General features: G+C 53.0%; 13 protein-coding genes, 1 pseudogene and 1 other annotated feature. Of the genes and pseudogenes, 1 reads left to right on the forward strand and 13 read right to left on the reverse strand.

The features are described 5' to 3' along the window. Positions 1–2: 2 nt before the first annotated feature. The 5 genes from ACP26L_RS18025 to ACP26L_RS18045 are packed head-to-tail and all read right to left on the reverse strand — an operon-like array spanning position 3 to position 8,416. Positions 3–1,805, reverse strand: a complete 1,803-nt coding sequence (locus ACP26L_RS18025) for a cache domain-containing sensor histidine kinase (RefSeq protein ID WP_426454593.1) — start codon at positions 1,803–1,805, stop codon at positions 3–5. Further along, positions 1,777–3,381: a response regulator transcription factor gene (locus tag ACP26L_RS18030; RefSeq protein WP_426454595.1), complete on the reverse strand. Its 1,605-nt coding sequence runs from the start codon at positions 3,379–3,381 to the stop codon at positions 1,777–1,779. Before ACP26L_RS18030 ends, ACP26L_RS18025 begins: the two co-directional genes overlap by 29 nt. A 21-nt stretch (positions 3,382–3,402) precedes the next feature. Then, on the reverse strand, positions 3,403–5,034 hold the full coding sequence (locus ACP26L_RS18035) for a response regulator transcription factor (protein ID WP_426454596.1): 1,632 nt from the start codon (positions 5,032–5,034) through the stop codon (positions 3,403–3,405). After that, the gene (locus tag ACP26L_RS18040) at positions 5,009–6,772 is read right to left on the reverse strand and encodes a sensor histidine kinase (protein WP_426454598.1); all 1,764 of its coding nucleotides are present in this window, start codon (positions 6,770–6,772) and stop codon (positions 5,009–5,011) included. The genes ACP26L_RS18035 and ACP26L_RS18040 overlap by 26 nt, the downstream gene beginning before the upstream one ends. 60 nt (positions 6,773–6,832) lie before the next feature. After that, positions 6,833–8,416: an extracellular solute-binding protein gene (locus tag ACP26L_RS18045; protein WP_426454600.1), complete on the reverse strand. Its 1,584-nt coding sequence runs from the start codon at positions 8,414–8,416 to the stop codon at positions 6,833–6,835. A gap of 447 nt (positions 8,417–8,863) precedes the next feature. On the opposite strand from ACP26L_RS18045, the gene ACP26L_RS18050 reads away from it, so the two are divergent. Continuing rightward, positions 8,864–10,759: a carbohydrate-binding protein gene (locus ACP26L_RS18050; RefSeq protein ID WP_426454602.1), complete on the forward strand. Its 1,896-nt coding sequence runs from the start codon at positions 8,864–8,866 to the stop codon at positions 10,757–10,759. A 176-nt stretch (positions 10,760–10,935) separates the two neighbouring features. On the opposite strand, the gene ACP26L_RS18055 is transcribed toward ACP26L_RS18050, so the two are convergent. The 8 genes and pseudogenes from ACP26L_RS18055 to ACP26L_RS18090 form a co-directional block, all read right to left on the reverse strand. Further along, the gene (locus ACP26L_RS18055; RefSeq protein WP_426454604.1) at positions 10,936–11,394 is read right to left on the reverse strand and encodes a hypothetical protein; all 459 of its coding nucleotides are present in this window, start codon (positions 11,392–11,394) and stop codon (positions 10,936–10,938) included. Between the two features lie 322 nt (positions 11,395–11,716). Then, positions 11,717–12,066 (reverse strand): annotated as a pseudogene (locus ACP26L_RS18060) (YciI family protein). 281 nt (positions 12,067–12,347) lie between these two features. Then, positions 12,348–13,520 carry an aminotransferase class I/II-fold pyridoxal phosphate-dependent enzyme gene (locus tag ACP26L_RS18065; RefSeq protein ID WP_426454606.1) on the reverse strand — a complete coding sequence of 391 codons (1,173 nt, stop codon included), beginning with the start codon at positions 13,518–13,520 and terminating at the stop codon, positions 12,348–12,350. 59 nt (positions 13,521–13,579) lie between these two features. Next, positions 13,580–13,817, reverse strand: a binding site (T-box leader). A gap of 155 nt (positions 13,818–13,972) precedes the next feature. Then, the gene (locus ACP26L_RS18070; RefSeq protein WP_426454608.1) at positions 13,973–15,622 is read right to left on the reverse strand and encodes a catalase; all 1,650 of its coding nucleotides are present in this window, start codon (positions 15,620–15,622) and stop codon (positions 13,973–13,975) included. A gap of 60 nt (positions 15,623–15,682) precedes the next feature. Further along, positions 15,683–15,817, reverse strand: coding sequence for an NAD(P)H-dependent oxidoreductase (locus ACP26L_RS18075; protein ID WP_426454610.1), 135 nt, complete (start codon positions 15,815–15,817; stop codon positions 15,683–15,685). Between the two features lie 69 nt (positions 15,818–15,886). Next, the gene (locus tag ACP26L_RS18080) at positions 15,887–16,468 is read right to left on the reverse strand and encodes a TetR/AcrR family transcriptional regulator (protein WP_426454612.1); all 582 of its coding nucleotides are present in this window, start codon (positions 16,466–16,468) and stop codon (positions 15,887–15,889) included. A gap of 69 nt (positions 16,469–16,537) precedes the next feature. After that, positions 16,538–16,756, reverse strand: a complete 219-nt coding sequence (locus ACP26L_RS18085; RefSeq protein WP_426454992.1) for a hypothetical protein — start codon at positions 16,754–16,756, stop codon at positions 16,538–16,540. Beyond that, positions 16,719–17,735, reverse strand: a complete 1,017-nt coding sequence (locus ACP26L_RS18090) for an FAD-dependent oxidoreductase (RefSeq protein WP_426454614.1) — start codon at positions 17,733–17,735, stop codon at positions 16,719–16,721. Before ACP26L_RS18090 ends, ACP26L_RS18085 begins: the two co-directional genes overlap by 38 nt. Positions 17,736–18,242: the final 507 nt, after the last annotated feature.

The raw sequence follows: 18,242 nt of genomic DNA on the forward strand, positions 1-18,242 counted from the left end.
GTTCACGCCTCCTTCATCCATACCTTCTCATTCAGCCTGGAGAGGGGAATATGAAAGCCCGCCTCCGTTCCCGTATCCGGATCGCTTACCATCCGAAAGCAGGCCTGATCGTGATAGAACAGCCCCAGCCGCCGGTATACATTGCGTATTCCGATATGGCCGTCCTTCCTTCGGTCGGACCGTATGTCCTCCATCAGCCTTCTGAGCTTCGCTTCCTCCATGCCGACCCCGTTGTCAACGACCCGGATTTCCAGCGCCCGCTCCGTCAGCCTCGCTGCGACCCTGATTTGACGATTGTCCTTTCGGGCCTGAAGCCCATGCTTGCAGGCATTCTCCACGAGCGGTTGAATGCTCATTCGCGGGATGCGCAGCGTGAGCGCCCGCGGGTCGATGTCGAAGGTGTAATCGAACAGTTCGCCGAAGCGGAATTTCTCGATCTGCAGGTACATCGTCGTAAACTGAATTTCTTCCTGCAGCGGAACGAGGTCGTCCGCACGGGTGAGCAGCTGCCTCATGAGCAGGGACAAGTTCTTCATGATCTCAGCCACGTCGGTATATCCTTTTTTCGTGCAGACGACCAGCAAAGCGTTCAGCGTATTGAGCAGAAAATGGGGGTTCATTTGGCTTTGCAGCATGGACAGTTCCGTTCGTACCCGTTCGAGTTCATGACTTTTCTGCCGGATTTCCAGCTTGTATACTTCGTTGATGAGCGAGTTGATTTTGCAGGTCATGACGTTGAAGCTCCGGATGAGAGCGCCGATCTCATCGCGTCCCTCCGGGATGTCGATCAGGTCGAAGTTCTCGTTGCGTACCCTTCCGATGTGCTTGGACAGCTTTTTGACCCGGTAATGATAGGAGCGGAGAATAATCCAGATCAGGAGCGTGGGCAGCACCGTGCTTGCGGCGGCCAGCCAATAGATGGAGCGGTGGGCGGCCGCCAGCAGCGCATCGATGCGCCGGGTATCGGCGAAGCCGACCAGCTTCCACCCCTTCACATAGTTCAAGCTCGCTATGGGCTGCTCCATCACTAACCCGGACCCCGTGTCAGCGGGCTGGAATGACGGATGGGCGGGGATCTGCACCCCCGGCGCCCCGAAGCCTGCGCTGGCGGCCACCACCCGGTTCTGTTCATCGACAAGCTGAAGCTGAAGGCTTCCGCTCTCCCGATTCAGAATGCGGTCCACTTTGTCCACGTTAAGGTCGATCTTCAAATATTTGGCATACTTCGCATAGGAGGGGAACTTGTTCATCCGGGAAACGATGCTGATGCGCCTGCCGGGGTTGAAGATGCGGTTGTCGTGATAAGCCGTGAAGGAGATGCTTCGATCTGTGTTCATCAGCCGCTCCAGCCAAGGGGTATTCTCGCTCCCGGCACCGATGACATGGTAGTTCGTACCGGTCTGTATCGTCGGGTTATCCGCATAGATGCCGATTTCAAGAATATTGGGATAAGCGGACTGATAGCGGGTCAGCTTGCCCCGCAGGGAGCTGTTATATTCTTCATAGTAATCGACCGCCGTATCATACGTTCGATCGAGTGCCTCGTATATGGAGTTGTCGCTAGCGATCGAATGGCTGAGTGCCACGCTTTCATCCATCATGCCGAGCAGCTCCCCCGCAGCCCTTTCGATCGACTTGCGGAGATTGTCTTCCTCACGGATCCGAATATCGGAGGTATTGCGCTGATAGAAGAAGAGATTGAGCGTAATGATCGGGATAAGCACGCAGAACAAGTAGATCAGCAGAAATTTATACTTGAGAGGGATGTCGTTGACTTTATGGAACATCCGGCTTGGATTCCGCATATCGATCCTCCCTGCATTGTGATTTGTAATGAGACGGAGATTTACCTGTAAGCGCTTTAAATTTGTGGGTGAAGTACTCGGCATCGTGGTAGCCCAGCATGGGGGCGATTTCGGAGACACGCAGTTCGGTTAGGCGAAGCAGCTTGAGGGCTTCGTCGATCCGCAGCCGATGGAGGAATTCGTTGAAGCGCATACCGGTTTCCCGTTTGAACTGCTGTCCGAAGTAGACGGGACTGAGATGAAAGCGCCGGGCCAGATCCTGAAGTTGGATTTTCTCGCGGTAATGCCGCTTCAGGTAGGCGACCGCCTCTGCTGCTATGCTGTGGCTGGCCAAGGAAGGCGCTTGCTTCCCTGCGAGCCGCCCGGCCGTCTCGGTCCACAGCCGCTTCAGACTCTCGGCGGACCAAGCATCCGCGTCGCCATCCGGTCCGGCCAGCATCCGCCGCAGCCAGCCGTCTCCCTCTGCGGCTGCCTCACTGGATCCGGCATACCGGCGGAGCAGCTCCCCGTGCAGATGTCTGACCGCTGCCTGAACCCAGCATTCCTGCGCTGCGGATCTCCCCAATAAAAGAAGCAGGCTGTCTGCGGCGCAGCTGACCCCTTCCAGGTCCCCCGAGTCTACGGCATGCAGAAGGATCTCTGCACATCTCGTCAGATCCTCCAGACGGAAGGCGGAGGCAGCCGGGTGCTCCTGGTATAGGTGCAAACCCGCTCTGAGGCCGCAGAGCATGGACCGCCGGCGGGTGACCATCGTCTGGCTGTACAGCTCCGGCAGGCCGGCAAGTCCGGCCGCCGCCATGCTGCAGTAAACCGCAGCATGCTCAAGCTGCTCCGCCAGCACGGCAGCCGTCCCGGTCAGCCGGGATTGGAACGCCTCTCCGCTTGATCCGTCATCCAAGACAAGCAGGCCGGCGCGGCCCGGCGCTTCTTCGAATGCCAAGAGCTGCAGCCCGTCTGAAACTTCGGCCTCGGCCATGGTCTGTACCCGGGGGAGCAGCGACTTTCCGTTATACCCCCGCTCGGAATCTGCCTGCGAAGCTTCAGCGATCACCAGACCGCAGCGCGTCTCTTCCCGGACACCGAGCAGCCGGGCTGCTGCCCCGGCTGCCGTCGGCCCCCCCTGTTTCAGCAGGCTGACTACCGATGCAGCCGCGGCAGCAGTTTGCTCCCTCAGCGACTTTTCTTTCTCGAGTAGTCGCTTCTCCAGCATCCCCTTCAGCTCCAGCAGCAGCCTGTGAATTTCTTCCGGTACGAGCGGTTTCAGCACATAACGGTCCACCTGGTAGCGCACGGCCTGCTGGGCGTAGTTGAATTCCGAGTAGGCGCTCACAATGACCGTTAGGATACTGACACGCAGCTCCTCTCTCATGGCCCGGATCAACCCGAGCCCGTCGAGAACCGGCATCCGGACGTCAGTTAAGACAAGATCCGGTTCATCGGCCCGGATCGATGCCAGGGCTTCTTCCCCGTCCGTCGCGGTTCCGCAAAGCTCGTAGCCGCAGCCCTGCCAATCCACCATGGTTCTCCAGCCCTCGAGCATCAACGGTTCGTCGTCCACCACCAGAACCTTAAACATCCATTTCACCTGCCTCTTCTTTTATTGGGTTATCAGGGCTTCGCGGTATTCCTGCGGGGTCATGCCCGTCGCCTTTTTGAAGAAGCGGGAAAAGGAATGCGCCGCCTCATACCCGACCGATACGCCCACTTCGCGTATTTTGCGGTCTCCATCCCCCAGAAGCTCCTTGGCCTTTCGGATTCGGCATTGCTCGATATAATCGGACAGATTCATCCCTGTCTCCTGTTTGAACAGCCTGGATAAGTAAGACGGGTTGAAGAAATGGATTTCCGCCAGCCGGACCAAGGACAGATCTTCGTGCAAGTGCCCGGCAATAAAGCCGCAGATTCTGTCGATGATATGGGTCGTGCGGTCCCTTTCATCCATTTGCCTCACGTTGAATATACGGCAGGCAAGGCTGTGCAAATAGTCAAAACCCTCCTTCATGGAGGGGTGCTCGTCGAGACGCATCAGCCTGCTGTAATCGCCGATTTGACCGTGCAGCCTCCAGCGGTTGATGCAGGAGAGCAGAACGAGGGCGATCGAATAATAAGCTTCAATCGTTTTTTGTACATCCCCCTTCTTCTGCAGCATGCCCCTTGTCACTTCCTCCAGGCAGTGGAAGAAGTCCTCCGCTCTGCCGGCTTCCAGGTGGGATTCCAGAAGCTCCGCCTGAAGACCGGTTCGCGTCCCCTCTTTGATCGGAACGGGATCCACCTGATCCCGCCGGTCCGTTAAGATCATGGCCGCCCCGTCACCGATCCTCATCTGCTGCAGCTGGCGGAGTCGTTCATACTGCTCTGTGACGGCTTCCCATTCACAGGAGGCACCGCTTAGGGTGAAGGATATCGTGATCCCGAGGGAGGACTCACAGGCTTCCTGGATCAGTTCGAGGGTGCCCTCCAAGTAACGGATCAAGTGCGCTCCGAACTTCTCTTCCTTTCTCTCGGACATCTGAATGAACCACAGCATATCCTCGTGCTTGTCCAGTATTCCGATGCTGCGCACATGCTCGGACAGGAAGGAGCTCCAGATGATTCTGGCGGAAGCCATCATTCCGCTTCTTAGGGCATACGTGCTCCCTTCGGGATACGCGAAGCGGCCAAGGGCCATCACAACGGGAAGCTTCGGATCCAGCGGGATGTGAAATGTGTCGAAATGGCCGGCAAGCACCTCCGGATGCTTGGCAATAAGATGGCTTTCCTGCAGCAGGTGGCGGACATAGCCTCCCTGCGCCATGAATTCAAACGAATCCTGCTGATCGCGCGAGCGCTCGACTAAGGCATTCATTTGGCTGCTTTGTTCCAATTCCAGCATGACCTCTTGAACGGTTTGGGTCACTTTGTCATAACCTTCCGTCTTGAGCAAATACCGGACGTGGGGTATTTGAATTGCCTGGTAGGCATAGTCGAAATCACTGTAACCGGTAAGGAAGATGATCCTGCACCTTGGCCAATACGATTGGATAGACTTGGATAATTCGAGGCCCGTCATTCCGGGCATACGAATGTCCGTCAATACCATATCGATACGGGTGCGCGACAGCCAATGAAGTGCTTCTTTGGCCGAATAGGCTTTACAAACATCCAGGTGATCCGGTATGAGCTGGCGGAACACCTCGTAGAGTCCATCGGTGATGATTTCTTCATCATCCACAATCAGCAGCCGGTACATACAGGTCCTCCTCTCCGAGAAGGATCCGAATCTCGACCCGCAAGCCCTTCATGCCGTTCCGTGACAGGAAGAGGCCGCTGCCTTCTCCGTAAGTTAAGTGAATCCTCCGGTGAATATTGATCATCCCCGTCATCTCGCTCTCTGACGTATGATCCAGACGATGCTTCAAGGCCTCGATCTCTGCAGGAGTTATGCGGTCTCCGTTATCTTCTACGATGATTCTCGCCTCGTTCCCATACGACTCAAAGCCAACGTGCAGGAACCCTTCCTCATCCATTTCCTCCAGGCTGTGCTCATAGGCATTTTCAATGAGCGGCTGCAGGATCAGCCTTGGGACACGGATCTGCTCCATGGCTACCGGCAGCTCATCGAACTGTACACGGATGCGCCGGCTGAATCGAAACTGCTGAATATCCGTGTACATCCGGGAATGACTGATCTCTTCCAAGAGCGATACGTGGTCTTCCCCATTGCGGGTAATGAAACGGAAATACTCCCCAAGCATATGGGTGAATTGTTCGATTCTCTCGATATCTCCGGTTCGGGAGAGCGAGTTGAGAATGAAAAAGCCATTGTAGAGAAAATGCGGATTGATCTGGGATTGCAATTGCTTCAGCTCCGCCTTCTGCATCATCAGCTTCTGCTTATAATCCTGATCAATCAGTGCCTGCAGCTTCAACAGCATCTGGTTGAACCGGTGATACAGATATCCGAATTCATCCTTCGGTTCGTGTTCAATCTGCATATCGAGGGCACCTTCTTCCATTCGTTTGAAGCTTTTCAAGAGAATCAGCAGGGGCTTATGTACAAACCTGTAGGTGGAAAAGGAATAGATGGCGACCGCCACCAAAGAGGTGAAGGCGAACAGCCACGCCCAAGTATAGAACCTGCTGAGCGGTCTGCTGAGGGCTTCTTCCGGCAAATAGGCCGCCGCGGACAATCCCAATGCATCCGAATAGACACGGTCAATGTGATACTTCATGCCTTCGGAATGAACATACAACGTATCGGAGCTTGCTGCCCCTGCCTCCCGAAGATAGCTTTGGACCACAGGAGCGGCCTCCTGACCGCTCGTTACGGTGAATCGGGCTCTGTCCGAGACGAGAAACGTACCGCTTTCCGGGTTGATGTTCATTTGAAGCAAGGACTCTCTCAGCTTCTCCATATCCAATTCGATCTGTACCGCGAACAAGGGCTCCTCGCCCTTCTTCCCTCTTTGCTTCAACGCACAGAGATGGAGGGAATCCTTCCACCAGATCAGCCGGCTTTCGTTTCTGCCTGGAAGTGAACGAAACCAGCCGAATCGCTCCTGATCCAGCTCATCCACCGCATGAACGGCAGAGACGGTTTTCTCCACGGATGGAATATGCACGCTAATATCTTTGATATAAGCACTGGTATTCTTAACGGAGGTCAGCCGCTGCAGAAGATCATTCAGGCTGTCCCTCCGTTCCACAGGATCCATTCTCTCCCAGGTGACCGTAAGCTTATTGAGGTCCGGATCTTCCAGGATATCGAACTGCTGGAGCTCCATCCAGCTGATCTCGCGGTTCAGATCCTGCAAATAGTGGGAAAGCCGTGTGATGGAGGTTCTGGATAACTCTTCACTGGCGTTCGTATAGCTCCACTGGTAAAGATATCCTCCCAGCGCAAGAATGGGCGCGATCACGATGACATAGGTGAAGAGCAGCCGGGCAAAGATAGAGCTGCGCAGAGTTCTTGAGTGAATAGGTATCAACAAAACGCCTCCGTAACCGGTTAGGATGGTATAATATCATGATGCGCGACTGCCGGCGGCCTAGTCCGTTTCCTTGCGCTCTCTGTCCTTCTCCGCACGCCACCGGTTCACCTCCTCGGTCATCCGGTCTCCGCCCAAGCGGCGCCATTCTTCCACGAATCGGTCAAACTCTTCTACCGGCCTGCCGAGAATGATTCGGATAAAAGCTTCATCCTGCAGCTCATTCAGGATCGGCTGCCTGTCCATCATCGTATCCGTCAGGGCTCCATTAAACCCATCCGGCCGAAGCTGGTGATTCTGCTCATACCGGTCAATGATCCCATATGCACCGTTCGGACCATAGATCTTCTCCCATCCCCAGCCGGACTCCTTATCCGGGCCTCCGGATGCGTAGGCGTCCAGACGTTTCTTGATCGCCCTGGCTTCATCTTTCAGGAAGGAAAAGTCTCCTGTGCGGCGCGCCTTGTCCAACTGCTGAAAGGCTTCAAGGTTTTTCCTGGCCGGATAGGGAGTGACCGGAGACAGCTGCCATACGGGAAGAGGAGAGATATAGTAGGATTCGTACGCTGCCGATGGTCCCCAATTCTTCTCCAAGTGAAGATTGAACATCCGGACGACGGCTTCGGGGTGCGCCACGTCTTTCCTTACCGCATAGAACTGCCATGTGCTGAAGCGGAGTGGAACTTGGGGCGGCTCTCCGGACCCCGACACGAGGGGAAACGCCTGCCACTCTGCGGATGGGTCGTGACCTCGGCTCCCCTGCACGGCAAACGAGCTCCACTGCTCCCCATACAGCATGCCGATCTTACCGGCTGCGATCTGCTTCCCCACTTTGGTACTGTCCTTAATCCCAAATTCGCTGTCGATTTGCCCGCTCCGGTACATCTTCTGAAGCTCCTGAAGTGCGGTTTTCACCTCGGGCTGAATGCCCCCGTATTCAAGCTCCCCGAATGAATTCGTCACCCACAGATTCGGAAACGCTCCATAGCCGGCCATGAAGCCTGTGACTCCCATTGCGGGGTCCCATAGATTCTGGGTTACCGCAAGTCCGAAGGTATCCGGCCGGCCGTTCCGGTCGGGATCTTCATTTGTAAACGCTTTAGAAATAGCGAGTACATCATCGATCGTTTGCGGCGGCTGCAGCCCAAGCCTGTTCAGCCAATCCGTGCGAATCCAGATCAGCTGGGCCCGGTCGATCGAGGAGTTCGTCTCCGGTATCGCCATTAATCTGCCATCGATCGTTGCCGCATCGAAGGGGCCGGTCCCCTCCTGGCTCAGGATGTCTTTGGTCAGCGGAGAAGCATATTGCTCATACACCTGGGACAGCTCTTGGATTAAACCCTTGTTCGTAAGCAGCCTGAGCTGCTGCGCATCCACCTTGACCACCTCCGGAATATTCCCGGACGCCACTGCTACGCCGAGCTTCTTTTGGTACAGGTCCCCCTTGGCTGTCCAATCGTACTTTACTTTAATCCCGAGCTCCTGCTCATAGATCCGGGTCCACCGGTTATCTCCCAGCGTCTCGCCCGGCAGTTGACGGAGCAGCTCCTCCAAGCCGTCCGTCTCGGCTCCGACAAAGGAGATTTCAACCGCTGGTTGGGTTCGGGCTGCTGATTCCACGCCTTCAGGCTCCGCCCTGTACATAGGGCTGGTCTCCGCGCCGCTGCCGCCATCGCATGAAGATAGGATCAGTACGGACAGTATGGCGGTAAGTATATAATGACCGATGCTCCTTGCTGGCATCTGCAAATGATATGACCTCATTTCCCCTTGTGTGTACGCTGCCATCAGCCCGTTCTTTTTCATTTTCATTATCCAAGCTTACGGAGGGGAAGACAATACACATTTCTTTATTTCCTTACCCATTCTTTACTATAATTTCAAAATAACTGTACATCGGCAGGGAATGTGATATGATTCGTTGCGTTAGAATTCAGCATCCGCAGCGATTCGGATGCATTTGCGGCTCGTGAAGATGATAGCGGTTTCAGATTGGCCGCAAGCCGCCGTACTTGTTGAAAGGAGGTGATACAGGTTAACCAAGATGAGGCTTTTCCGAAGTAACTATCTGAACATGGAGGTAATAGGTTTATGATCAGGAAACTGACCGTTTTTGTATTCGTTCTCACCTTACTGTTGAGTGGGCTGCCGGGATTGTCTGTTCATGCTGCGAACAGCCCTCTCGCTAAGATTCCAGGTAACTCCAATCCCCTGATGGACCATAAATTGGGGGCCGATCCGTTCGCCCTGACCTATAAAGGCAGAGTCTACGTTTATATGTCCAGCGACGCGTATGTATACAACGGTGACGGAACGGTCAAAGAGAATGATTTTAGCCCGCTGAATAAAATTCAGGTCATCTCTTCCGCCGATATGGTGAACTGGACCGATCACGGAGCCATTCCAGTCGCAGGGTATAACAATGCGAATAACGGAAGCGGTATTGCCAAGTGGGCCTCCCTCTCCTGGGCACCGTCAGCGGCATACAAAACGATCAACGGGAAGGATAAATTCTTCCTGTATTTCGCTAATGGCGCATCCGGCATCGGCGTGCTGACTGCGGACTCACCGATCGGCCCTTGGACCGACCCGCTCGGTAAAGCTCTGGTCACTTCTAGTACACCGGGCATGTCCGGCGTTACCTGGCTTTTTGACCCGGCCGTACTGGTGGATGATGACGGTACAGGATATCTGTACAGCGGCGGGGGTATCCCCAATACCTCGGACCCGGCCTCCGTCGCCAATCCCAGAACGGCCCGGGTGTTAAAACTGGGAGCGGATATGACCAGTGTTGCCGGAAGTGCGGTAACCATCGATGCCCCTTACATGTTCGAAGATTCCGGAATTCATAAGTACAACGGCAAATATTATTATTCGTACTGCATCAACTTCTCCGGTACCCACCCGGCCGATTATCCGGCAGGCGAGATCGGCTACATGGTGAGCAATAGTCCTATGGGGCCGTTTACTTACAAGGGGCATTTTCTGAAAAATCCATATACCTTCTTCGGCGTTGGCGGAAACAACCATCATGCGGTGTTCAACTTCAACAATCAGTGGTACGTTGTCTACCATGCCCAAACGGTCAGCAAGGCACAGCTCGGAGAAGGAAAAGGCTACCGTTCTCCTCATATCAATAAGCTTGTGCATAATGCGGACGGAACGATCCAGGAGGTCCAGGGCAATATGGCGGGCGTTCCCCAAACCGCCAACCTGAATCCGTATACCCGGGTCGAAGCGGAAACGATCGGGTGGCAGGCCGGCGTGACAACCGAAAAAAGTCAAGCAGCCGGAGGCCCCGTTGCGAATCTCAATGTAACGAATATCCATAATGGAGACTGGATCGCTGTCGGCAACGCTGACTTTGGCACCGGAGGCGCCAAGACGGTGAAGGCTAATGTAGCCTCTACGGCAGGCGGCAAGATCGAAGTACGTCTGGACAGCGCAGCCGGGCCGCTGGTCGGCACGCTGAACGTCAGTCCAACCGGCGGAGCGCAGGTCTGGAAGGAGATCGAAACGGGCGTGAGCGGCGCAGCGGGTGTTCACAAGGTCTTCTTTGTTTTTACCGGATCCGGGACCGGCAATTTATTCAATATGGATTACTGGCAGTTTACTCCCAATACCGCCGGAACAAGGGTTGAAGCGGAGGCGATGACCCTGGGCGGCAGCTATTCCGGTAAGGTCAGTTCTCCTTTTTCGGGAGTCGTTCTTTACGCCAATGGGGATTATGCTGCCTCAACACAGTATTTTGCCAACTCCACCCACAGCATTTCAGTACGGGGTGCCTCGAACGGCTCCGCAGCCGCGAGAGTGGACCTTCTCATCGGAGGCACGGCCGTCGGTTCCTTTTATTTTACCGGAACGGCGCCGATTGTTCAGACCTTGTCCGATATCCCCCATGCCACTGGAAATCAAGAGGTGAAGCTGACCCTTACCACCGATAACGGCACTTGGGATGCCTATGTGGATTATATCGAATTTCAATAATAGGCAAATTCAGTAACACACGAATTCAATAACACGAGCTGAAGGCACTCCATATTTTTTTCTACAAACAAAAACAGGGGCGAACGTCCCTGTTTTTGTTTTATCTTATTCTCTGGATGCAGGCATGCATGCCAAAAGGGCCCAACCCCTATTCCCAGCGAGGTTGAACCCTTTGATTACATTGCCCTGACCGGCACAGACAATTTCGGGAAGCGGCTTGTATCGATCCAGACCATACCCTGATTCGCCAGGCTATCCCAGTGGCTCAAATTCAGGTTAGGCATGATACGCTTCGGATGGGCAATTCTCCAGAAACCGAAGTATTCTCCAAGCGCCATCAGACGAAGAGCAGCGTCCTGCCTCCCGAGGATGTCCCCGAGTTCTACGTAAGTCAATCCATTCAATCGAGGAATATCAGACCGGATTAGGTTGTACATTAAATCTTTGGACAATCGTTCTGCATGCTCTTTCAAGATCAGGGTTGTAAAAAAGTGAACGTCCACCGCCTCGTAATAATCGCGCAGTGTCTGTCTTATCGTTGAACTAAACGGTATGGCAGCCCGTACAGCTTCTCTAGGTACAGAAATCGTGGTTTCTTCAACAATCTGATTTATCTTCTCGATGAGTCTAGTCATGATGTTCCTTATCCCCTTTTCATAGATTGCTGAAGTAATGATTCCATAGCTTCATAGGGCAGCTGATGACCGGGTCTACAATACAAAAATCCAGTCCTTGTTATTGCCGCGGCCAAGTTCACCATATCACGGCAGCCACATACCAAGACATATGGAATTGCTGGAAACTACGCTTACATTTCCTCGAGCTGCTTTCGCACCTCCTCCCTCTCTTCCGATGTCATCTTTTGATCCGTCTGTTGACGACGCACTCCATTTTTTTATCGACCGATGCGGCCGGTAAATTCAGTCATTATCGATGTGACAAGGCAATGGACGTTGCCTAGAATACTTGACGCAATTCAATCTGACCTTCGCCATTTCCTTGCGGGTCCGGCATTTTCATGGCCCACTCGATGGCTTCTTCCCTCGAATTCACATCAATCAGAATGAACCCGGCAATTAATTCCTTCGATTCCGTAAAAGGGCCATCCGTGACCATTGGCTTTTCCCCCGGATTCAGACACGAAAGGCGAATCCCATTTGAACTGGGATGAAGTCCTTTAGCCATAACCCGCACGCCTGCCTTTACTAACTCCTCATTGTACTTCGTCATGGCTTCAATGATTCAGGGCTCGGGAGCTTTCCGGCTTCCGAATTCTTCGAAGCTTTGACAAGAATCATAAATAGCATAAATCTTCCTCCTTATTTTTGAGTCATCCTATGGTTCCTGTTTTTGATTAGGGGGCCACTCTCCCGTTACGATGTACGATGAAGTCAGATCGCCGCGTCTGATTATCATAAGCAGCTTGCCCCAATAACCGTGAACTTGCTGCTCTAAATATATCCTTTAAAGGGACCTCTAATTTCTTTTCGATTGCTCTCAATACAAAAGAGTACCTCCTTCGTTTGAATGTGGTGTGGTGTGGTAACCATACATTCAATAGCTTGGGGAGGTACTCTTTTTTTCGGCGTTACAGGGACAATCGTCTGCGTAGGAACGCGTCCATTCGTTCCAGCGCTTCATCCAGCTGACCTTGAGAGGACGCATAGGAGCAGCGGATGAAGCCTTCCCCGCCGGGACCGAAGATGTGCCCGGGCACCGTCACCACCTTGGATTCATGGAGCAGCATTTGGGTGAACTGTTCCGAGCTCAAGCCGGTATGAGCGATGGACGGGAATGCGTAGAAGGAGCCCATCGGCTCATGGCAGGGCAGGCCGATCTGCCGCAGGCCGCTAACGAAAGCCCGCCGCCGCCGATCGTAGCTTTCGATCATCCGATCTTTCTCCTCCATTCCGTTGCGGAACGATTCGAGCGCGGCAATCTGACCGAGTATCGGGGCGCACATGACGGTATACTGGTGAATTTTCAACACCGCGGTGATCAGTTCCTCCGGGCCGCATGCATATCCGATCCGCCACCCCGTCATGGCGAACGCCTTGGATAAGCCGCCGACCAGCAGCGTGCGTTCCTTCATTCCCGGCAGAGCCGCAAAGCTGACATGCCGGCTGCCGTACGTTAGCTCAGCATAGATTTCGTCCGCAATCACGGCCAGATTATGCTCTTCCGCCAGCTTGGCGATCGGCAGCCAATCCTCGTATGTCATGATGCCGCCGGTCGGGTTATTCGGATAACAAAGCATGAGCACCTTGGAACGAGGCGTCAGCCTAGCTTTCAACGCTTCCGCCGTCAGCTTGAAGTGGTCGCGGTCAGACGTTTCGACCGGGACCGGCTTCCCGCCGCCGAGCGACGTAATCGGTGAATAAGAGATATAACAGGGGGAGGGCACGAGCACTTCATCCCCCTCCGTGATCAACGCCCGAAGCGCCAGGTCGATCGCTTCGCTGCTGCCTACGGTTACGATCGTTTCGCTGGATGGTTCGTACCCCACCCCGAAGCTGCCGTGCACGTATTCCGCTATCGCTTCCCGCAGTTCGGGGAGTCCGGCGTTCGACGTATATGATGTTCTCCCCTTCTCCAGCGCTGCGATACAGGCATCCCTGACGTGCCGGGGCGTCACGAAATCCGGCTCCCCGACCCCGAGTGAAATCACATCCGTCATTCCTGCGGTATAATCAAAAAACTTGCGAATGCCCGAAGGCGGCATGTTCCTGACCTTCGGCGACAACAACCCCTCAATAGACATATCCCTTTCCTCCTTTAGAATTCGATGGGATCACGGAAAAAACAAAAAAACCCGTCCCCTCAAGGGACGAGTTTTTACCCGTGTTACCACCCTAGTTCCGCTTCCGAAGAAACGGCACTTCGTTCACGTATCCAACAATACGCGTTCCTGTTAACGCTGGAAATGCGGCAGCACTTACTGAACTTCAGCCTGCTTCTCGGAGATGGCTTTCCGTACGTGCCCGAATGTTGGCTTTCACCTGCCCCAACTCTCTGTGAAACGGACGCCGAACGTACTCTTTCTCGTCACGGAATTTTGTCGTTCGTATGAAGTTAGTTGCTATTATATGCGGAACCTCGCTGGAAATCAACCCATAAAATAGAAATGGCTTACGACCTGTAACTAAAAACCCCCGTTTCCTCTATAGACGACGAGGAAACGGGGGTTGATTTGGCGGTGTTCGGCGTTAAGTTTTAGTAAGGACCCGCTTCGTGACTTTTCTTCACCGCATCTTGTGCAGCTGCGTTCGCATTCAGTGAGCCTTGGCCAAATTTCGTTTGACCGGATTCACGGCCGGGTACAAGGGATTCCTTGCCCGCCTCTTTCAATGCCTTCATTTTCTGTTCAATGCCTTCCTTCACACGACGGCCGTAATCCTCGTCAGCTTTGGAGAAGTGCTCAATCATCGCATCTTGAATTCGCTTGTCACATACCGCAAGCGCTTCAGATAAGTTCTTGATTAATTCGTCCCTCTCCCAATCCTCCAAGCTGCGGTAAGTATGGCCCGCCTGACCATAGTTGTTCGGACGGTCAATGGGTGCGCTCATCGCGGCCGCATTATACGTTGGCTGGTGTGGAGCGCGCCCTTCTGTGTTTGCTTCCTGCAGACCGCCGAGCATTGATGGCTCGTAGTTGATATGCGGGTTATCCCCGGACTCTTGCGGATTGCGGTAATCCATCTGGCCGCGGTGCTGATTCGTGCGAACAGGTGCCTTGGGCGCGTTCACAGGCAACTGCAAGTAGTTGGCACCCACACGGTACCGCTGAGTGTCGGAATAAGAAAACGTGCGGCCTTGCAGCATCTTATCATCCGAAAAGTCCATTCCGTCAACAAGAACCCCAGTCCCGAAGGCAGCCTGTTCAATCTCTGCATGAAAATCCTTCGGATTGCGGTCCAGCACCATCCGCCCAACCGGCAGCCATGGAAACTTATCCTCCGGCCACAGCTTCGTATCATCAAGCGGATCAAAATCGAGCTCAGGATGGTAGTCGTCCTCCATGATTTGGACGAACAGTTCCCATTCCGGATAATCCCCGCGCTCAATCGCTTCATACAAATCCTGTGTCGCATGACCTACGTTCTTCGCTTGAATCGCATCCGCCTCATCCTGCGTGAGGTTGCGTATTCCCTGCTTCGGCTCCCAATGATATTTCACCAGGACAGCCTCGCCCTTGGCATTCACCCACTTATATGTATTCACCCCGGACCCTTGCATGTGGCGATAGGTAGCAGGGATTCCCCATGGCGAGAAGAGGAACGTAATCATATGCGTCGCCTCAGGCGTACGGGAGACGAAGTCAAACATCCGCTGAGGATTCGACACGTTCGAAGCAGGGTCGGCTTTAAAGGCGTGGATCATATCAGGGAATTTCATAGCATCGCGGATAAAGAAAATTTTGAGATTGTTCCCCACCAAATCCCAGTTGCCGTCCTCGGTGTACATCTTCACCGCGAAGCCGCGCGGGTCTCTCACCGTTTCCGGTGAATCTTTCCCGCCTGCCACTGTGGAGAAGCGCACCATGAGCGGCGTTCGTTTCCCAGCGCCTGAGAATACTTTGGCGCGCGTATACTTCTCGACGGGTTCATTCCCAACCTTACCGTAGGTTTCAAAATAGCCGAATGCCCCGCTTCCCCGGGCGTGCACGACTCGCTCCGGTATCTCTTCCCGGTCGAAATGCGAAATTTTCTCAATAAAATGGTAATTCTCAAGCGTAGCCGGACCCCGATTCCCGATGGTACGAATGTTCTGGTTATCCGATACGGGATGACCCTGTCGTGTTGTCAACGTTTCGCGCTTCACCTGATTATTGGTTGAGCCGTTGTTGTCTTTGTTCTCTGCCAAGTTAAAGCCAGCCTCCTTAAAGATGGTCAACCCTATCTTACCCATAATTTTAAACAACATTCAAAATTTGGTATTCGATCGCTCATACAGTGCATGCACCGTCGTATTCGGCTGCTCTCTCATGGTATCGGCCAATGCCCGGTTGATGCGGGAGTTTTGCAAATCCGGATGAGCCGCAATAATCAATGTTTTCATGTCGTTCGCTCCTCTAATTTGATCGATATGAGAATGATCGTTCTAACTATCTTAAAAAAATTTGGGTACTTACTCTCTCTCCAGAATTCGCATCGTCATTGTTGAAATGCGCTCAAGCTTCTCCTTTGAAACCGAGGTTCGCGCCATCACTCTTATCCCCGTTAACGCGTTATGCAGATATTCCGCCAATTCCCCTGCTTCATAACGATCATCGAATTCGCCGTTTTGCTGTCCCCAGGATACGATCTCCACAAGCAGCCTCTCTACCTTCTCGAAAGCACCGACGGCCTTGGCATCCACGTCTTCATCCCGGCACGCCAACTCAACGGCTGAATTGACAAACATGCATCCGGGAGGCGCTCCTTCCTCCCCCTTGCTCATGTAATCAAAGATAAACTGAAGGGCTTTCTTCGCGGTCTGCGCTTGCTTCACCCCTGTCATCAGCCTCGCATCCGTACGGCTCTCAAACCGTTCCAATGCCTTGAAGAACAAGGTGCGTTTGTCTGTGAACGTATCGTAGATGCTTCTCCGATGAATACCCATATACTCGACAAGATCACTCATCGACGTTTTCTCGTAGCCTTGCTCCCAGAAGAGCTTCATGGCCTTATCCAGGACGACGTTTTCTTCGAATTCTTTGCTTCTGGCCATTGCAACTCCCCCCTGCACCATCATATCATTGCGGGAATGATCAGTAAAGAATATGCTCGCGTTCCCCGCTTAGTCTGATATGAGATTTAGCAGATCATTAAGCAGCTCAGACATAGAAGGATGGGTAAAGATCGTATCGCGGAGTACAGTGAAGGGCTCACCTGATTTCATGAACACCGAGACGATATTCACCACTTCACTGGATTCGACGCCAAACATGGTGAACCCAAGCAGCTGCTTCGTTTTTGCATCAACGACAGCTTTCAGAAGGCCCTCGGTCTGCTTCAGCTGGCGAGCCCGTGTTGAAGCGGTTACGGATAATTAGGGCAACCTTGACGTGATAACCTTGTTTCAGCGCCTCGCTCTCTGTTAATCCGACATGAGACAACGGCGGATCAATGAATACCGAATAAGGTACCAGCTTCCGGTCCAGTGTGGTCCGCTGTCCGCTTCCGGTCCATTGATCCCTCACGATTCGATAATCATCCAGAGAGATATACGTAAATTGTGGTCCCCCGTTCACGTCGCCGAGTGCCCAGATGTGCGGCTGATTCGTCTGCAATTTCTCGTCAACCTGAATGAATCCGCGTGCCGTTCGGTTGATGCCGGCCGCTTCAAGGTTCAATTCATCCGTATTGGCCTTTCTGCCCGTTGCGATCAGCACTGCATCAGCCTTCGATTCCTCCAAACCGTTGGCCGAGGATAATTGAAGGGTAAGCCCTGTTTCTCTGTGGTCCTCAATGTGGGTTACACCGGTCTGCAGCTGAATTCGGATACCTTTGTGCTCAAGCACCTTTTGAACCTCTGCCGCTATATCTCGATCCTCTCTGGGCAGGAAACGCTCACCTTGTTCGAGAATCATTACTTCGGTACCAAAACCAGCAAAGATCGAAGCAAACTCAAGGCCGATATATCCGCCGCCGATAATGGCCAGCCGTTCGGGAAGCGTGGCGAGATCCAATAGTTCGGCACTTGTATATACCTTGCTGCTCTGAATGTCTGGTATGACGGGGATGACCGGCACGGATCCTGTGGTGATGAAGATCCTGCCGGCTTCCACAAGCATGCTGCCCTGCTCTGTTTCTATCTTTACCAGATGCGCAGATACAAAAGAAGCCTTTCCTGTTATAACGGTTACCCCAGGTTGATTCTGCACCAGGCACCTTTCCACTACGATAACCTTAAGTCCTTGCTTGGCGAGAAAAGGGGCCAGTGTTTTTCCGGCTTTGCCAAATCCAATGATAAGGGCATCCGCTTGATGTTTCACGCCTCGATCACCTCCGCTTTTCATATGAGATTACATTACTCGATCTGGTCTGGCCTACAAAAAAAGACCCATAGGAGGATAACTCCGATGAGCCTTATTTTTAACTCTCTTACATATTATTTGGACTGCTACATATAATCATCTTTTTTCTTCTTGTTCTTCATAGTTAAATCGATGGTAATTACCAAGGCTAATATAATAATGGAGTGCATTAAAGGTTTAACATAACCGGAATCACCGTAGATAAAATAAGCTACTACGAAATTAAGTATGAATGTAATCAAATATCCGGAATATCCCAAAATTCATCATCCCATCTCATCTCAGAACCAAGGTTCTAATATAGAGCCCGTTCTGGCGTCGGTTTCAAAGTTACCTCCAGTATAATCTCACCCGTTCTCATTACCCAATAACAATAGAAACTAAACAAAATTATACCATTAATGTAAATATATTAAAATTATTCTTTGAAAGGAGTCTTATTTATGCAAAATAATGAGATATTCG

Origin of the sequence: Paenibacillus sp. S-38 (assembly GCF_049942825.1) — a bacterium.
Taxonomy (GTDB): domain Bacteria; phylum Bacillota; class Bacilli; order Paenibacillales; family NBRC-103111; genus Paenibacillus_G.

Excerpts from the sequence above, each read along its gene's own strand:
- ACP26L_RS18080 (WP_426454612.1), bottom strand. The coding sequence starts at position 16,468 with ATGGCCAGAAGCAAAGAATTCGAAGAAAACGTCGTCCTGGATAAGGCC.
- ACP26L_RS18035 (WP_426454596.1), bottom strand. The coding sequence starts at position 5,034 with ATGTACCGGCTGCTGATTGTGGATGATGAAGAAATCATCACCGATGGA.
- ACP26L_RS18050 (WP_426454602.1), top strand. The coding sequence starts at position 8,864 with ATGATCAGGAAACTGACCGTTTTTGTATTCGTTCTCACCTTACTGTTG.
- ACP26L_RS18025 (WP_426454593.1), bottom strand. The coding sequence starts at position 1,805 with ATGCGGAATCCAAGCCGGATGTTCCATAAAGTCAACGACATCCCTCTC.
- ACP26L_RS18055 (WP_426454604.1), bottom strand. The coding sequence starts at position 11,394 with ATGACTAGACTCATCGAGAAGATAAATCAGATTGTTGAAGAAACCACG.
- ACP26L_RS18065 (WP_426454606.1), bottom strand. The coding sequence starts at position 13,520 with ATGTCTATTGAGGGGTTGTTGTCGCCGAAGGTCAGGAACATGCCGCCT.
- ACP26L_RS18045 (WP_426454600.1), bottom strand. The coding sequence starts at position 8,416 with ATGTACAGGGCGGAGCCTGAAGGCGTGGAATCAGCAGCCCGAACCCAA.
- ACP26L_RS18075 (WP_426454610.1), bottom strand. The coding sequence starts at position 15,817 with ATGAAAACATTGATTATTGCGGCTCATCCGGATTTGCAAAACTCCCGC.
- ACP26L_RS18030 (WP_426454595.1), bottom strand. The coding sequence starts at position 3,381 with ATGTTTAAGGTTCTGGTGGTGGACGACGAACCGTTGATGCTCGAGGGC.